This is a genomic window from Flavobacterium sp. CR10 (assembly GCF_055814415.1).
This window is the reverse complement of the sequence record NZ_CP185985.1, coordinates 1,178,623-1,194,211: the sequence shown is the minus strand read 5'-3', so window position 1 is coordinate 1,194,211 and position 15,589 is coordinate 1,178,623. Positions and strand designations below refer to the sequence as shown.

Genomic DNA, 15,589 nt, shown 5'->3' with positions numbered 1-15,589 from the left:
GCTAAATTTTAAAGTCAAAAAAACTTTTATTCTAAAGTTACCGAAGTGCTTCCCATTATTTCCTGCTTATCAAAGTAATTCACAAAATAAGTTCCTTTCTTAAACTGATCTGCATTTAAAATTCCGTACGCATTTACCGACTTGCCCTGAAAATCTGTACTTACTATAAAACTGTAAACAAGCGCTTTATCATTACCAAATTCAATTAGTTTATTATCACCTAAAACAGTGTTTTTCTGATCTAAAACCTGAACATAAAAAACTCTTTTTCCTGTTTTTGCAACGGCATTTCCATTAACAGTAAAACTAATTTTAAGCTTTTTGGTATTTTTTGCTTTCGTTGTTTCCAATTCGGCTCCAGAACTTTTTTCACGAAGCGCAATTGCTTTAAAATTGCTTAGATACAATTTTGAAGCATCTTTTAAAGTCGATTCTAACTTTTTTTGTTTAGAAACCAATGTGTCGTTTTCCACCTTTTGTTTATACATGACAACATTCTGGCTTTCAATTTCGGTCAATAAATTTTTATTTTGAGATTTCAGTTTTTTAATTTCCTGAACTCTGCTTTCTAATGATGCATTCAAATCTGAAAGCTGATTTCGATAAACTTTAATCTGCTCCGCCGATGGATTATTAGAAGCTTTAATAATTGCGACTAAGTTCTCAACATTTTTACGCTCTAACTCTAATTCTTTAGATAAAGCTGTTTTTTCTAAAATAGCCTGATCGTATGCATTTTTTAATGTATTTAGAGAATCCAAAATATTCTTCTGCTCACTTGTTTCTTTACTTTCAATTGAGATGGTATTGGCAATACTTTCCTCTTTTACTTCGCTATTATTCTTATCAGGTTCACTGCTAAAAACCCAGACTACAGCACCTACTCCTAAAACAAAAATTATAGCAAACAAGGGTTTAAACCACTTTATTTCATTTTGTTTTTTCATAATTACTCCAATTTTTTTGCAAAAATAATTGAATAAAAAATGGCTTTAATCAGTAGAAATACTTGTTTTTTAACATTTAGGAGCGATATTTGCAGCTTAATTTCAAAAGATTGGTTTTCCTGTAAATTTGAAACTGCTTTTAAGAACGATTTTGTCAAAATAAGTATTATCTATTTTCTCATTTGTTATAATAATGTGAACCGTTATGGAAAAAGGTTTTTAAGTCGTATCTTTGCAGAAAATTTCTATTTAACATTGAAAATTAGCGTTTTAAATCTGTAATAATTTTTATACAGAAGTAAAATGTTCATTAAAAACAAACATCTAAGAACCATGATAAAAGTTTCTGATACTGCCAAAAAGAAAATCATCGACTTAATGAAAGACGACGGTTTTGATGCTGCGCACGACTACGTAAGAGTTGGTGTTAAAAGCGGCGGATGCTCTGGTTTATCATATGAGTTAAAATTTGATAAAACCAAAAACGACGACGACAAAATATTTGTAGACAACGATATATCTATTGCTGTTGAAAAAAAATCATTCCTTTATTTAGCTGGAACAATCTTAGAATTTTCTGGCGGATTAAACGGAAAAGGATTTGTTTTCAATAATCCTAACGCGAGCAGAACTTGCGGATGCGGAGAATCATTTTCTCTTTAGTCAAAAGCTGAAAGTTCTCAAGTTGTAAAGACTTCGATTGACTTTCGAATTTTAGACTTCAAAACATTAGACAACAACAAAAATAATGAGCAAATACACCGAAGACGATTTAAAGATCGAACTGGAAACTAAAGAATATGAGTACGGATTTTATACCAATATAGAATCTGAAACTTTCCCTATTGGCTTAAACGAAGAAATTGTAAGAGCTATTTCTCTTAAAAAAGAAGAACCTGAATGGATGACCGAATGGCGTATTGAAGCTTTCCGCGCTTGGAAAGAAATGATCGAACCAGAATGGGCAAACGTAAGTTATGAAAAACCAGATTTTCAGGCAATTTCATATTATTCAGCTCCAAAACAAGTAGATCCTAATAAAACGCTGGACGATGTTGATCCAGAATTATTAGAGATGTACAAAAAGTTAGGAATTTCTATCGACGAACAGAAAAAAATGAACAATATCGCAATGGATATTGTAGTCGATTCTGTTTCGGTAGCAACAACTTTCAAGAAAACTTTGGCTGAAAAAGGAATTATTTTCTGTCCGATTTCTGAAGCTATTAAAGAACATCCTGAATTAGTTAAAAAATATTTAGGAACTGTTGTACCTCAAAAAGACAACTTCTACGCAGCGTTAAACTCAGCAGTTTTCTCTGACGGAAGTTTCTGTTATATTCCAAAAGGCGTTAAATGCCCAATGGAACTTTCAACTTATTTCAGAATTAATCAAGCAGGAACTGGACAATTCGAAAGAACTCTAGTTATAGCTGATGAAGGAAGCTACGTTTCTTACCTTGAAGGATGTACAGCTCCAAGCCGTGACGAAAATCAATTACACGCAGCTGTAGTTGAATTAATCGCTTTGGATGATGCTGAAATTAAATATTCTACCGTTCAAAACTGGTTTCCTGGAAACAAAGAAGGAAAAGGTGGAGTTTACAACTTTGTAACCAAAAGAGGTTTATGCGAAACAAACGCTAAAATTTCTTGGACACAAGTTGAAACAGGTTCTGCCGTAACTTGGAAATATCCTTCTTGCGTATTAAAAGGAGATAATTCAGTAGGAGAATTTTATTCTATTGCTGTAACCAATAATTTCCAACAAGCTGATACTGGAACAAAAATGATCCATTTAGGTAAAAACACTAAATCGACTATTATTTCTAAAGGTATTTCGGCTGGAAAATCACAAAATAGCTACCGTGGTTTAGTGCAAATCTCGCCAAGAGCAGAGAATGCAAGAAACTTTTCTCAATGTGACTCATTATTAATGGGTAACAATTGTGGTGCACATACTTTCCCTTATATCGAAAGTAAAAATCCAACTGCAAAAATCGAGCACGAAGCAACTACAAGTAAAATTGGAGAAGATCAGGTTTTCTATTGCAACCAAAGAGGTATTCCGACTGAAAAAGCGATTGCCTTAATTGTAAACGGTTTCAGTAAGGATGTCTTGAACAAACTTCCAATGGAATTTGCTGTTGAAGCTCAAAAATTATTAGAGATTTCTTTAGAAGGATCTGTAGGTTAAGAACCGAGTTTTTAACCATTAAAAAAGAATTTTATATCATATTAAAATAAAAGATTTTTCAAAGTTTTGTTTTTCAGCACAACTGAGAACTTGAAACTTGAAACTTTAAACAAAAAAAAGATGTTATCAATAAAAAACCTTCACGCCTCAATTGGTGATAAAGAAATCCTTAAAGGAATTAATATAGAAGTTAAAGCGGGAGAAGTTCACGCGATAATGGGGCCAAACGGTTCTGGAAAAAGTACACTTTCTGCTGTTATTGCAGGAAACGAAAATTATGAAGTTACAGACGGAGAGGTAATTCTTGACGGAGAAGATCTTGCTGATTTAGCTCCAGAAGAAAGAGCACATAAAGGTGTTTTCCTTTCTTTTCAATATCCTGTAGAAATTCCTGGAGTTAGTGTAACTAACTTCATGAAAACGGCTATCAATGAAACTCGTAAAGCAAACGGACAGGAAGAAATGCCTGCAAACGAAATGCTAAAAGTGATTCGTGAGAAATCTGAATTGTTAGAAATCGATCGTAAATTTCTTTCTCGTTCTCTTAACGAAGGTTTTTCTGGAGGAGAGAAAAAAAGAAACGAGATTTTCCAAATGGCAATGTTAGAGCCAAAATTAGCTATCCTAGACGAAACAGATTCTGGTCTTGATATCGACGCTTTAAGAATTGTTGCTAATGGCGTAAACAAATTAAAAAGCGACAAAAACGCGATTATCGTAATTACACACTACCAGCGTTTGTTAGACTATATCGTTCCTGATTTCGTTCACGTTCTTTACAACGGAAGAATCGTAAAATCTGGCGGAAAAGAGCTAGCTTACGAGCTAGAGGAAAAGGGTTACGATTGGATCAAAGCAGAAAACTAGTTTACAGTTACAGTTTACAGTTTGCAAAAACTCATAACTCATAACTCATAACTTACAACTAAAGAAATGGATTTAAAAGAAAAATTAGTATCGTCTTTTATGGCTTTTGAAGAGCGTGTCGATGTACATTCAGATTTACATGACATACGCACAAATGCTTTAAAAAACTTCGAAAATAAAGGTTTCCCAACCAAAAAAGAAGAAGCTTGGAAATATACATCGCTAAATGCCATCTTAAAAAATGACTTTACGGTTTTTCCAAAGCAGGAAAATGCAATCGAATTCAATCAGGTAAAAAAATACTTTTTACACGAAATTGATACTTACAAATTAGTATTTATCGATGGGGTTTTCAGTTCGCATTTGTCTTCTACAACACATGACGGAATCGACGTTTGTTTGATGTCATCTGCATTGACCAAACCAAAATACAAAATGGTTATTGATACGTACTTTAATCAAATTGCTAGTAAAGATGATAGTTTAACTTCATTGAATACGGCTTTTGCAATTGAAGGTGCATTTATCAATATCCCAAAGAAAAAAGTAGCAGATAAACCAATTGAGATTATGTATTTCTCAACTGGTGCAGAATCAGCTTTAATGGTGCAGCCAAGAAATTTGGTTATTGTGGGTGAAAATTCACATGTTCAGATTATTGAGCGTCACCAAAGTTTGAATGAAAATCCGGTTTTAACAAACTCTGTTACTGAGATTTTTGCTCAAAAACGTGCAATTGTTGATTATTACAAAATTCAAAACGATAATAACGAAGCGAATTTAATTGACAATACTTACGTTTCGCAACAACAAGAAAGTCATGCTTATGTGCACACTTTCTCTTTTGGTGGAAATTTAACTCGTAACAACTTAAACTTTTATCATTTTGGAGAGAGATTAACAAGTACGCTTAACGGAATTTCGATCTTAAATGATAAGCAACACGTTGACCATTATACTTTGGTAAACCACGCACAGCCAAACTGCGAGAGTTTCCAAGATTATAAAGGTATTTTCTCTGATCGTTCAACAGGAGTTTTCAACGGAAAAGTTTTGGTAGAAAAAGAAGCTCAAAAAACAAATGCTTTCCAAAAAAGCAACAATATTTTATTGAGTGATAAAGCGACTATCAATGCAAAACCGCAATTGGAAATTTTTGCTGATGACGTAAAATGTTCTCACGGATGTACAGTTGGACAGCTTGATGAAACAGCAATGTTCTACATGCAGTCTCGCGGAATCCCGAAAAAAGAAGCTAAAGCTTTATTGATGTACGCATTTTCAAATGCCGTTATCGAAAGCATCAAAATACCGGAATTAAAACAAAGAATTACTAAAATCATTGCCATGAAATTAGGCGTGAATTTAGGGTTTGATTTGTAATAAATTCTATTTTAGAAAACTAGAAAACCGATAAGCTTTAAAAGTTTATCGGTTTTTGTTTTTATCTTTTTTCATTTGACCAGTACGCAAATGATTGAGGTGGCGTTAAATTATAATCAGTCTTTAAACATTTAGGTTCTTCAAATTTATTTTTATTTTTTATCTGAATAGCAAACCCTTGCTGTCTATTTTCGAAATATTCATAAAAATAATCTTCGGTTATACCTGAATATTCTTTGGTTTTATCCCAAAGTTCTTTAAGATCAAGATTAAATATTTTTTCTATTTCGAATTCTCCAATCACTTTTTGAACAGGTGATGAAGCATAAACCAAAACTGAAGTTACATTTTGGTTTTTAAAAATAGCTTTTCTGAATTCAAATTTTTTTGTCCCATCAAATATCTTGTTTGCAAACTGGGGCTTAATTGATAGTACTACTTTCATATGTTATAGTTTATATGCAAATTTAATCAAATCATTAAATTGCTCATTTGATATTTTAATAAATCCTCTAGGCATATTCAATATATCTGGAATAATACCTAATTTATTCAAGTCGTCTAAAGTTGGTTTTGGAGTCGGCAAAGAATGAGCATATAAAAAGTTAATAACAAATGGCCTGTTTTTAGGAAATTTATTCCACCATTTTGTTTCCAAATCTTCTTTTGAAATCATTGTCCGCCTATTGCAAGCTTCAAAAAAATCCTTAAAAGAATTAAAGTTATTTTGCACATTTTCAACGATACAAATAGTAGTAATGGTACTAGAATATTTTTTTGGAGTAGTTTCACCCATACGATAGATAATGAGTAAATCACCTGTTTTCAAATTCCGATCAAAAGAATGCGAAATATATACTTTACTAATTCTATTTCTATGAGGCTCATTCTCTGTATATTTCTTAATGTCTTCCCTAGTATTTATACTATCTGGAAAAAGCTCAGTATGATATTGTGGTTCAATTTTGATTATATATTTATCCGTTTTTCTAGATAAAAATGGAAATGTTAATTTTGGATTTTCCAGATTTACTGGAGTTTCTCTTTCAAAAGACCTTATGTAAACTTTTTCGTCTCCATTTTTTGTTGTTTTTAATCCATGATAGACGAAACCCCATTCCTCTAACATGTCGATTAATTGTTCTTGCTCTGGTCTTTTAGTAAAAAGGGTAACATAAATCTCTTTAACTTTAAACTGAATTGCATTATCAAAAATAGTTTTTAAAAATCTTTCTCCTATTTTATATCCATTCCCTGTAACTTTCAAAGTTCCAATCTTCAATCGTCTTTTTGGCTCAAAAACAGGATTTATATTAGAATAATTTTCTTCTTCATTTTCAATCTTTACAAAAAGAAATGCTGTTAAATGTCCATCACTATAACAAACATAACATGGGTTTTCTGATTTACTATTAAACCAAGAATTGAATTCTTTATAATCAAGTCTGAAACTATCAAAAAACTCGTCATTAATATTAACCTCCGCAAAATCAACTTTCTTAACAGCTAAAACTTTATAATTAACCAATTCAGGATGTTCAGCTATTACTTTTTCTAAAAAAGTTTGAATTTTAAATATCTTATTCGAAATCCCTAATAAATTTGCTTTTGTGTGTATCTTTTTGTCTTCTGAAATTAATATATCAACCCTGCCTTCATAAACTTCGTTTAGAATTTGTGTATCATTAATGTCATTTTCTTGATTATCTACTCTCTTACTTATTTTTAGAATCTCTTCGCCTAAGGGTGCTTGATGTTTAAGTAAATTATAGCTTTCGATTTTAATACTTATAGTGTCGAGAGCATTTGGATCTTGATATCTTTTTAATTCTTCAACAGTCAGAGGATGAATGTATTTTGAATATTTAAGATTATCTATCCATTTGAAAAGTTGACCAATTTCTGGTTTATATATTTTATTTGCTTCTCTATGAATAATAATATTTGTGTCTAGCAAAACTTTCATTACCTAGTGATATTTAATAACTGTTCATAATTATTATCCATAATCTCGATAAATGGAACAGAATACTTTCTCGAAAGATATTTTGCATATTCAATTTCCATATTCTGTAATTCACTCAAAACTTTGATGTCGTATTTTTTATCATCTCGATTTTCTAGTCTTTTTGCTATTTTTTCTACATCATCTATAACAATGGAAATCACTCTTGGATTAAGAATATCAAAAGTTTCTTCATCAATTTTGCAAGGAACATTTAATGAATTCAGCAAACAAAAATGTCCATCAAGTAAATACTTTTTATCCCTATCGACTAAATTATTTAATCCAAAAATTAACTTTTCTTGTGTTGAAGAAATATTTTCTACCAACTTATTATCAGAAGAACTTATTTCACTCCATTTTAAAACTTCACTTGCCGTTATATGTATCAATTCACTTTTATAAGCAATTTCTTTACAAATAGTTCCTTTTCCAACTCCATGAATACCACCAATAAAAAATATGTTATCAAACGACTTCATTACTAATATTTTTTTAGCAAGTTACAAAAAAGAACGAAATGTATTACAAATTTATTTCTTCACACTCTCAATAATCCCCTTCAAAAACCCATTAAAATCAAATCCTGGTTCTTCTTCTCTCACTCCCATTCTCACTATTACCATATCTTTTGATGGAATAATCGCCACCATTTGACCTTGATATCCACTGCAATAAAACATATCTCTTGGAACATCAGAGAATTTACCTCCAGCATTTAGCCAGAATTGTGCGCCATATTTACCTTCCGAAGTATTCGTTGGAGTTGCAGTATATTTTACCCAACTTTCATCAAGGATTTGCTCTCCGTTCCAATTTCCTTTTCTGAGGTATAATAATCCGAATTTTGACCAATCTCTTGGCGTTGCCCATCCGTAAGATGAACCTACGAAAGTTCCAGACATATCTTGTTCAACAATCATGGAGTTCATTCCGATTTTGTCGATTACGGCACTGTACCAAAAATCTAGATATTCTTGCTGTGTTTTAAAATGTCTTCTTAAAATCAGTGACAATAAATTGGTTGTTCCTGAAGAATAATTCCAATGAGTATTTGGTTTGAACTGAGCCGGTTTTTCCAATTGCACTTTTCCCATATCTTCGGCTTGAAAAAGCATTTTTGTTGCATCGCAAATCGTACTGTAATTTTCTTCCCATTCTAAACCAGAATTCATGTGAAGCAAATCGTTGAGCGTAATGTTTTTTCGTTCATCATTTTGCCATTCTGCAACTGGTGCAGGTTTATAAATATCAATTTTTCCTTGTTTAGCCAAAACTCCAAAAGCCGAACTTGTTATACTTTTGGTCATCGACCAACCCAAAATTTTACTGTCTTTATTGAAACCTGTATCGTATTTTTCGGCAATTAAATGATCTTTATATAAAACCACAACTGCACGAGTTCTTTTAATTCTTCCTCCTGTTTTATCAAAAGCATTATCAACCGCTTTTTTCAATTTGGAATAATCAATATTCGTGAAAGTAGAATCTTTTGGTTCGTTGTTTCCGTATGGAAAAGGAAGATTGTTTTCTAATTTTGTTCTTTTTGGAAGCAGATATGGCTTTGTAATATCAAAATCATCATTAATCAAAGTTGCCCCAAGACCTTCGCGATAAATGGCTTTTCTTTCTTTCAATCCGTAAACAGAAGAAATAGCAAATTTTCCAGCATCATCGATTGAGTTTTTAGCCAAATCAACCAAATTGATATCATTGTCGGTTTTCTGAATTAAATCCAACGAACGATTGTCAATAAAATGCCCTGACGCAACACTTTTTGCAGAGAAACCAGAAATCAAATCAAGCTTCGGATAGGTCGTAAATCCGAAATACAAAAAGGCAAGAACCACTACAAGCAAAAGTACTTTGAGAAATTTTTTCATGGTGAGTTAGTATTTTTATTGCAATATAAATAATTTATGTTCACGATTTTAGAACTCAATTTAGAATTCTGTTTCAGATAATTCAGAAAATCCCATCAATTTTTACGGAATCAGTATTTGCAACATCTGACAATCGTATCATAAAAGGAAATTATAGAATTCCTGTATAAACAAATTTAGTTTTAGTACTTTTGTAAATAGATTTTTTCTAAATAAGACATGCTAGATATTCAAAAAATAAGAGCTGATTTCCCGATACTTTCACAAACTGTAAACGGAAAGCCATTAGTATATTTCGACAACGGAGCTACTTCGCAAAAACCACAAGTTGTAATTGATGCTGAAGTAAAATATTATAATGAAATCAATGCCAACATTCACCGTGGCGTTCACACTTTGAGCCAGTTAGCTACTGATGCTTATGAGGTTGCTCGCGGAAAAGTAAAAGATCACATCAACGCAAAACATGCTCATGAAGTTCTTTTTACTTCTGGAACGACTCATGGAATTAACTTAGTTGCAAACGGATTTGCTTCTATTTTAAAACCTGGCGATGAAGTTGTGGTTTCTTCATTAGAACATCATAGTAACATTGTGCCTTGGCAAATGTTATGCGAAAAAACAGGGGCTGTTTTAAAAGTTATTCCAATCGATGACAATGGAGAATTAATCATTGAGGAATTTGATAAATTACTATCGGATAAAACGAAAATCGTCACTGTAAATCATATTTCAAATGCATTGGGTGTAATCAATCCAATCAAATATATTATTGATAAAGCACATGCTGTAGGTTCTGCAGTTTTAATTGACGGCGCTCAAGCTGTTCCGCATTTAAAACCAGATGTTCAGGAATTAGATTGTGATTTTTATGCTTTTTCAGGACATAAAATGTGTGGCCCAACGGGAACTGGAATTCTTTATGGAAAAGAAGCTTGGCTGAACAAACTTCCTCCTTATCAAGGCGGTGGCGAAATGATCAAAGAAGTTACGTTTGAAAAAACTACTTACGCAGATCTTCCTCATAAATTTGAAGCTGGAACTCCAAATATCGCTGGCGGAATTGTTTTAGGAACTGCAATTGATTATTTAAACGAAATCGGTTTTGATAAAATTCATGAATATGAAAATGAATTGTTAGAACACGCTACAAAACGTCTTAATGAAATTGAAGGCATCCGAATTTATGGAAACACTGAAAATAAAGCTTCAGTAGTTTCGTTTAATATTGATGGAATACATCCGTATGATGTTGGTTCTATTATAGATAAATTAGGTATTGCCGTTAGAACCGGACACCATTGCGCACAGCCAATTATGAATTTTTTCTGTATTCCGGGAACAATTCGTGCTTCATTTTCATTTTATAATACAAAAGAAGAAATTGACGCAATGGTTGATGCAGTTAAGAAAGCACAAACTATGTTAAGCTAACAAAAACAAATTATATGCGAATAGTATCATTATTGCTCCTGACGCTTTTTATTGCTACGGGATGCTGCAGTCAAAAAAAAGCAGACATGAAATCTACTCAAATTGAATATTCTGCAATGTCGAGAGGCTATTACAAGAGTATTGTAGTTCAAAACAAATCGGTTTCTATTGTTAAAGAACGTAACGCCGAAGCTGTTAAAAGCAAAATTAATGATGCAAAATGGAACGAGATTGTTGATGCCTATTCAAAAGTAAATTTAGAAAATCTTTCCACCTTAAAAGCACCAACAGACAAACGAACTTATGATGGCGCAGCGATAGGAAATTTAAAAATAACTAAAGATGGAAAAACATACGAAACTGCAGGTTTCGACAATGGTTTTCCGCCAAAAGAAATCGAAAAACTAGTAAATTTATTAGTTGATTTTTCTAAAGAATAATTATGACAATAAAAGAAATACAAGACGAAATAATAGACGAGTTTTCAATGTTCGACGACTGGATGCAGCGTTATGAATACATCATCGAGCTAGGAAAAAGTCTTCCGTTAATTAAAGAAGAATACAAAACCGACGATAATTTAATCAAAGGCTGCCAATCTAAAGTTTGGTTGCAAGGCGAACAAAACGATGATAAAATTGTTTTTACAGCAGATAGCGATGCCATTTTGACCAAAGGAATTATTGCAATTTTAATTCGTGCTTTCTCTAATCAAAAAGCAAAAGATATCTTAGAAGCTGATACTGATTTTATAGACGAAATTGGTTTAAAAGAACATTTATCTGCAACACGAGCAAACGGTTTGGTTTCGATGATAAAAAACATCAAAATGTACGCTTTAGCTTTTGACGCTAAAAACAAAAATTAAGAAATTTTAAACCATATAAGTGATGCAAGAAAATTTAAGTTTTGGAGCTTAGATTATTTAGATAGTGAAATATAAGCAAAACATTTAAATAAACTTACATTTCTCAATATGGTGAAAAAGAAATAAAGTAAGTTTTATCTTTCTTTTTTATTTCTTATTATTGCTAAAAAAGTAATGATTACAAAGAAATATTTGACCGATTTAATTTATCAGGTTAATGGAGCCGCAATTGAAGTTCATAAAAGTATTGGAGCACGGCTTTTAGAAAGTATTTATCATCAATGCATGATCAAAGAATTATCATTGAGAGGAATCAATTTTAAATCTGAATTGGTTATTCCTGTCGAATATAAAGGTTTAGAATTAGAATCAAATCTGAGATGCGATCTATTCATCGAAAATTGTTTAGTTCTTGAATTGAAATCAGTCGATCAAATTATACCAATTCATGTTGCAAAACTGATGTCTTATATGAAACTTTTAAATTCACCAATTGGTTTAATGATAAACTTTAATGTAACAAACATTTACCACTAAGGCCAAAAAACATATGTCAACGAGCTATATCGCTGGCTAGAAGATTAAACATAAAAACAAACATCATCATTAATTATTAAGTTTAATTTTAAATGAACTTATATAACTTATATGGTAAAACAAAAACAAAAAATGGAACAAGAAATAGATACAAACGAATTAGGAGAATCAATCGTAAGAGTTTTAAAAGGCATTTACGATCCTGAGATTCCTGTAGATATTTACGAATTAGGATTAATTTACGACGTAATGGTAAATACAGATTACGAAGTAAAAATCCTTATGACGCTGACTTCACCAAACTGCCCTGTTGCAGAAAGCTTGCCAAGAGAAGTAGAAGAAAAAGTAAAAGCAATCGAAAACATTAAAGATGTTGATGTTGAAATTACTTTTGATCCGCCTTGGAGCAAAGATTTAATGAGCGAAGAAGCTAAATTAGAATTAGGAATGCTTTAAAAAAGTGTACAGTTTACAGTCACAGTCTCAGTTAAAAACTGCTACTGTGACTGTGACTGAAAACTAAAAAAAATGGAAGAAATCATCAATAAAGTTGCCAATAGTGCTTTAGAAGTTTTTGATCTTGAGGATTATTACCCAAAAGGAATGCGAGTGCAGATTGACATTTCGCAATGGCTTTTGGAAGGATTTTTATTGAAAGAAAAGGACTTTAGAGAACATCTTAAAAATCACGATTGGTCACAATATCAGGATCAATATGTAGCTGTAAACTGCAGTACAGATGCGATTATTCCGGCTTGGGCATTAATTTTAGTTGGTGTTCATCTGGCTCCTTTTGCTAAAAAAGTAGTAAACGGAACTATAGAAGATCTTGACGCAAGCCTTTATGAAGAGCTTTTAAGCAAAATAGATTACTCTGTTTACAAAGGCAAACCTGTTATTGTAAAAGGCTGTTCTAGAAAGCCGGTTCCTATGCGCGCTTACATTTTAGCTACAAATTATTTACAGCCATTTGCCCGCAGTATTATGTACGGCGAAGCATGTTCGGCAGTGCCTTTATACAAAGAGTCTAAGAAATAACCTGCAATAACACTACAGCAAACCTTAACTTTCCATTGGTTTTTAGTATATTTGGTAATACACTTCTAAACTAAAGACCATGAGAAAGCTAACCCTATTACTTTTCATTTTAGTAAATTTCACATTTGTACAAGCCCAAAATTCAGAAAAAGAGTTAATTCAAAATACTGAAAAAGCAGTAAAAAAAATTAACGATACTATAGAAGGAGAAGGGTGGAAAACAAAAGGAACTGTTTCCCTTTTATTAAACCAATCGAGTTTTAACAACTGGATTGCAGGTGGAGAAGATAGCTTTTCTGGAACATTAGGAATCAATTATGATTTCAATTACAAAAAGGACGATTTAACTTGGGACAACAAAATTTTAGCATCGTACGGTCTTCTTCAAACCAAAAATGATGACTTCACAAAAAAAACAGATGACCGTTTAGAATTCAATTCTATTCTCGGAAAAAGAGCCTTTGGAGAATGGTATTATTCATACTTCTTAAATTTTAGAACACAATTTTCAACTGGCTACATTTATGATCAAGATGCCAATGGAAAGCAAATAAGGACTGAACAAACCAAATTTATGTCTCCTGGATATCTTACCACAGGGCCAGGTATTTACTGGACAAAAGATGACAATCTTAAAATAAATTTTGCTCCGCTAACTTCAAAATTCACTTTCGTAGACAGCGCCTATACAACTGGAATTGATAGATTTACAGGATTGCCATATGTAGACGGCAGTTATTTTGGCGTTGATGAAGGCAAAAGCATACGTTACGAGCTTGGTTTTTATGCTTCAGTTTATTATAAATTGGCGATCATGACAAACGTGACTGCCGAAAACACACTTAACCTTTATTCCAATTATCTCGAAGACCCACAAAATGTCGATATAAATTATTCCCTAAATGTTATAATGAAAATCAACAAGTTTCTATCTGCTAATTTATCGTTTCAGGCTATTTATGATGATAATGCATTTGCCGGACTTCAAACTAGAGAAGTATTTGGTCTAGGCGTTAATTTTGGGTTTTAATTATTGCATGAGCAAGATTTCAACAAATAGATTTAAAAAAATATGAATACCGCAGATTAAGGAATTATTTAGATTAAATTCTTTTAAATTTTTAATCTGCAACAAAACAAAAAACGGCTTTTGATTTCTCAAAAGCCGTTCCTTTATTCTTCTTCATCCTTTTCAACTGCATCCTTATAATCTGGATACAAAAAATTGTTGTAAGGAAAACGCGTAATATGAATCTGGCGAACCGCTTCATAAACTGTTTCTCTAAATTCTTCGAAATTCTCTTTGTTTCTGGCAGAAATAAACAACGCTTTATCCTGCCCTACATTACTCATCCAAGTTTGTTTCCACTCGTCAAGTGTCCAGTGTTTTCTGGTTCTTTCTGTAATCAAATCATCTTCATCGATAGTAAGATGTTTGTAGGCATCGATTTTATTAAAAACCATAATAGTTGGTTTGTCGTTGCTTTTGATCTCTTGTAAAGTCTTATTTACAGACTCGATATGATCTTCAAAATCTGGATGAGAAATATCTACGACATGCAACAATAAATCGGCTTCACGAACTTCATCTAAGGTACTTTTAAAAGAGTCAACCAATTGTGTTGGCAGTTTTCGAATAAATCCAACTGTATCAGAAAGTAAGAAAGGAAGATTTTTAATAACCACCTTTCTAACGGTTGTATCTAAAGTTGCAAACAATTTATTCTCAACAAAAACATCACTTTTACCAATTGCATTCATCAAAGTCGATTTTCCAACATTGGTATATCCAACCAAAGCTACACGAACCATTGCACCGCGATTGCTTCGCTGAATGCTCATTTGTTTGTCGATCGTTTTGATTTTCTCTTTCAATAACGAAATTCTGTCACGAACAATACGTCTATCGGTTTCAATCTCTGTTTCTCCAGGTCCACGCATACCAATTCCCCCTTTTTGACGTTCAAGGTGTGTCCATAAACCAGAAAGTCTCGGAAGCAAATACTGACATTGTGCCAATTCTACCTGCGTTCTAGCATAGGAAGTTTCAGCTCTTTGCGCAAAAATGTCTAAAATTAAGTTTGTTCTGTCTAGAATTTTACAATCGATAATTCTTGAGATGTTTTTCTGCTGTGACGGCGTTAATTCATCATCAAAAATTACAGTCGATATTTTATTTTCTTTTACAAAAAGATTAATGTCATCAATTTTCCCCGTACCCACAAAAGTCTTCGGATTAGGGCGTTCCATTTTCTGCGAAAAGCGTTTAATAACTTCACCTCCAGCGGTAAAAGTCAAAAACTCCAATTCGTCTAAATATTCATTTAGTTTTTCTTCACTTTGATTCTGAGTAACAATACCAACAATTACTGTTCGCTCAAAATTTATAACTTCTTTTTCTAACATAGTCTTGAATAAGGTGCAAATTTA

General features: G+C 32.3%; 17 protein-coding genes. 11 read left to right on the top strand and 6 right to left on the bottom strand.

Going from position 1 to position 15,589, the window contains the following annotated elements; translation table 11 throughout:
* Window positions 1-26: 26 nt before the first annotated feature.
* Window positions 27-947: a coiled-coil domain-containing protein gene (locus ACNRYB_RS05495; RefSeq protein ID WP_473729463.1), complete on the bottom strand. Its 921-nt coding sequence runs from the start codon at window positions 945-947 to the stop codon at window positions 27-29.
* Between the two features lie 333 nt (window positions 948-1,280).
* Between ACNRYB_RS05495 and ACNRYB_RS05490 the strand changes: the two genes are divergently transcribed.
* From ACNRYB_RS05490 to sufD, 4 genes are all read left to right on the top strand, one after another.
* The gene (locus ACNRYB_RS05490; RefSeq protein WP_008466073.1) at window positions 1,281-1,610 is read left to right on the top strand and encodes a HesB/IscA family protein; all 330 of its coding nucleotides are present in this window, start codon (window positions 1,281-1,283) and stop codon (window positions 1,608-1,610) included.
* A gap of 85 nt (window positions 1,611-1,695) precedes the next feature.
* A complete protein-coding gene (gene sufB, locus ACNRYB_RS05485; RefSeq protein ID WP_008466071.1) occupies window positions 1,696-3,144 on the top strand; it encodes a Fe-S cluster assembly protein SufB in 1,449 nt (482 codons plus the stop codon).
* Between the two features lie 120 nt (window positions 3,145-3,264).
* Window positions 3,265-4,011, top strand: coding sequence for a Fe-S cluster assembly ATPase SufC (gene sufC / locus ACNRYB_RS05480; RefSeq protein WP_029271512.1), 747 nt, complete (start codon window positions 3,265-3,267; stop codon window positions 4,009-4,011).
* Window positions 4,012-4,077: 66 nt separating this feature from the next.
* Window positions 4,078-5,394 carry a Fe-S cluster assembly protein SufD gene (sufD, locus tag ACNRYB_RS05475; RefSeq protein ID WP_129745923.1) on the top strand — a complete coding sequence of 439 codons (1,317 nt, stop codon included), beginning with the start codon at window positions 4,078-4,080 and terminating at the stop codon, window positions 5,392-5,394.
* 61 nt (window positions 5,395-5,455) lie between these two features.
* On the opposite strand, the gene ACNRYB_RS05470 is transcribed toward sufD, so the two are convergent.
* From ACNRYB_RS05470 to ACNRYB_RS05455, 4 genes are read right to left on the bottom strand one after another with little or no spacing between them, the layout of a single operon-like run.
* Window positions 5,456-5,839, bottom strand: a complete 384-nt coding sequence (locus ACNRYB_RS05470) for an ASCH domain-containing protein (protein ID WP_129745922.1) — start codon at window positions 5,837-5,839, stop codon at window positions 5,456-5,458.
* Window positions 5,840-5,842: 3 nt separating this feature from the next.
* On the bottom strand, window positions 5,843-7,360 hold the full coding sequence (locus ACNRYB_RS05465; RefSeq protein ID WP_129745921.1) for a PIN domain-containing protein: 1,518 nt from the start codon (window positions 7,358-7,360) through the stop codon (window positions 5,843-5,845).
* Window positions 7,360-7,881, bottom strand: a complete 522-nt coding sequence (locus ACNRYB_RS05460) for an ATP-binding protein (protein ID WP_129745920.1) — start codon at window positions 7,879-7,881, stop codon at window positions 7,360-7,362. The genes ACNRYB_RS05465 and ACNRYB_RS05460 overlap by 1 nt, the downstream gene beginning before the upstream one ends.
* A 51-nt stretch (window positions 7,882-7,932) precedes the next feature.
* Window positions 7,933-9,282: a serine hydrolase domain-containing protein gene (locus ACNRYB_RS05455; protein ID WP_473729462.1), complete on the bottom strand. Its 1,350-nt coding sequence runs from the start codon at window positions 9,280-9,282 to the stop codon at window positions 7,933-7,935.
* Between the two features lie 219 nt (window positions 9,283-9,501).
* Here ACNRYB_RS05455 and ACNRYB_RS05450 point away from each other — a divergent pair, with 219 nt between their 5' ends.
* The 7 genes from ACNRYB_RS05450 to ACNRYB_RS05420 all read left to right on the top strand — a co-directional run bounded on the left by ACNRYB_RS05450 (window position 9,502) and on the right by ACNRYB_RS05420 (window position 14,189).
* On the top strand, window positions 9,502-10,716 hold the full coding sequence (locus ACNRYB_RS05450; RefSeq protein ID WP_473729461.1) for an aminotransferase class V-fold PLP-dependent enzyme: 1,215 nt from the start codon (window positions 9,502-9,504) through the stop codon (window positions 10,714-10,716).
* 14 nt (window positions 10,717-10,730) lie between these two features.
* Window positions 10,731-11,156: a hypothetical protein gene (locus ACNRYB_RS05445; RefSeq protein ID WP_473729460.1), complete on the top strand. Its 426-nt coding sequence runs from the start codon at window positions 10,731-10,733 to the stop codon at window positions 11,154-11,156.
* 2 nt (window positions 11,157-11,158) lie between these two features.
* Window positions 11,159-11,584: a SufE family protein gene (locus ACNRYB_RS05440; protein ID WP_012023259.1), complete on the top strand. Its 426-nt coding sequence runs from the start codon at window positions 11,159-11,161 to the stop codon at window positions 11,582-11,584.
* Between the two features lie 174 nt (window positions 11,585-11,758).
* On the top strand, window positions 11,759-12,121 hold the full coding sequence (locus tag ACNRYB_RS05435) for a GxxExxY protein (RefSeq protein ID WP_473729459.1): 363 nt from the start codon (window positions 11,759-11,761) through the stop codon (window positions 12,119-12,121).
* Between the two features lie 132 nt (window positions 12,122-12,253).
* Window positions 12,254-12,577, top strand: coding sequence for an SUF system Fe-S cluster assembly protein (locus ACNRYB_RS05430; RefSeq protein ID WP_008466058.1), 324 nt, complete (start codon window positions 12,254-12,256; stop codon window positions 12,575-12,577).
* Window positions 12,578-12,649: 72 nt separating this feature from the next.
* On the top strand, window positions 12,650-13,159 hold the full coding sequence (locus ACNRYB_RS05425; protein ID WP_008466057.1) for a DUF2480 family protein: 510 nt from the start codon (window positions 12,650-12,652) through the stop codon (window positions 13,157-13,159).
* Window positions 13,160-13,238: 79 nt separating this feature from the next.
* Window positions 13,239-14,189, top strand: coding sequence for a DUF3078 domain-containing protein (locus ACNRYB_RS05420; protein ID WP_008466056.1), 951 nt, complete (start codon window positions 13,239-13,241; stop codon window positions 14,187-14,189).
* A 143-nt stretch (window positions 14,190-14,332) separates the two neighbouring features.
* Here ACNRYB_RS05420 and hflX read toward each other — a convergent pair whose 3' ends face one another.
* Complete coding sequence (gene hflX / locus ACNRYB_RS05415) at window positions 14,333-15,565, bottom strand: GTPase HflX (RefSeq protein WP_129745914.1); 1,233 nt, start codon at window positions 15,563-15,565, stop codon at window positions 14,333-14,335.
* Window positions 15,566-15,589 lie beyond the last annotated feature (24 nt).

What these genes read in the sequence shown, in the direction of transcription:
- sufB (WP_008466071.1), top strand. Translation starts at nt 1,696, where the DNA reads ATGAGCAAATACACCGAAGACGATTTAAAGATCGAACTGGAAACTAAA.
- ACNRYB_RS05465 (WP_129745921.1), bottom strand. Translation starts at nt 7,360, where the DNA reads ATGAAAGTTTTGCTAGACACAAATATTATTATTCATAGAGAAGCAAAT.
- ACNRYB_RS05420 (WP_008466056.1), top strand. Translation starts at nt 13,239, where the DNA reads ATGAGAAAGCTAACCCTATTACTTTTCATTTTAGTAAATTTCACATTT.
- sufC (WP_029271512.1), top strand. Translation starts at nt 3,265, where the DNA reads ATGTTATCAATAAAAAACCTTCACGCCTCAATTGGTGATAAAGAAATC.
- hflX (WP_129745914.1), bottom strand. Translation starts at nt 15,565, where the DNA reads ATGTTAGAAAAAGAAGTTATAAATTTTGAGCGAACAGTAATTGTTGGT.
- ACNRYB_RS05425 (WP_008466057.1), top strand. Translation starts at nt 12,650, where the DNA reads ATGGAAGAAATCATCAATAAAGTTGCCAATAGTGCTTTAGAAGTTTTT.
- sufD (WP_129745923.1), top strand. Translation starts at nt 4,078, where the DNA reads ATGGATTTAAAAGAAAAATTAGTATCGTCTTTTATGGCTTTTGAAGAG.
- ACNRYB_RS05460 (WP_129745920.1), bottom strand. Translation starts at nt 7,881, where the DNA reads ATGAAGTCGTTTGATAACATATTTTTTATTGGTGGTATTCATGGAGTT.
- ACNRYB_RS05450 (WP_473729461.1), top strand. Translation starts at nt 9,502, where the DNA reads ATGCTAGATATTCAAAAAATAAGAGCTGATTTCCCGATACTTTCACAA.
- ACNRYB_RS05445 (WP_473729460.1), top strand. Translation starts at nt 10,731, where the DNA reads ATGCGAATAGTATCATTATTGCTCCTGACGCTTTTTATTGCTACGGGA.
- ACNRYB_RS05470 (WP_129745922.1), bottom strand. Translation starts at nt 5,839, where the DNA reads ATGAAAGTAGTACTATCAATTAAGCCCCAGTTTGCAAACAAGATATTT.
- ACNRYB_RS05435 (WP_473729459.1), top strand. Translation starts at nt 11,759, where the DNA reads ATGATTACAAAGAAATATTTGACCGATTTAATTTATCAGGTTAATGGA.
- ACNRYB_RS05455 (WP_473729462.1), bottom strand. Translation starts at nt 9,282, where the DNA reads ATGAAAAAATTTCTCAAAGTACTTTTGCTTGTAGTGGTTCTTGCCTTT.
- ACNRYB_RS05430 (WP_008466058.1), top strand. Translation starts at nt 12,254, where the DNA reads ATGGAACAAGAAATAGATACAAACGAATTAGGAGAATCAATCGTAAGA.
- ACNRYB_RS05490 (WP_008466073.1), top strand. Translation starts at nt 1,281, where the DNA reads ATGATAAAAGTTTCTGATACTGCCAAAAAGAAAATCATCGACTTAATG.
- ACNRYB_RS05495 (WP_473729463.1), bottom strand. Translation starts at nt 947, where the DNA reads ATGAAAAAACAAAATGAAATAAAGTGGTTTAAACCCTTGTTTGCTATA.
- ACNRYB_RS05440 (WP_012023259.1), top strand. Translation starts at nt 11,159, where the DNA reads ATGACAATAAAAGAAATACAAGACGAAATAATAGACGAGTTTTCAATG.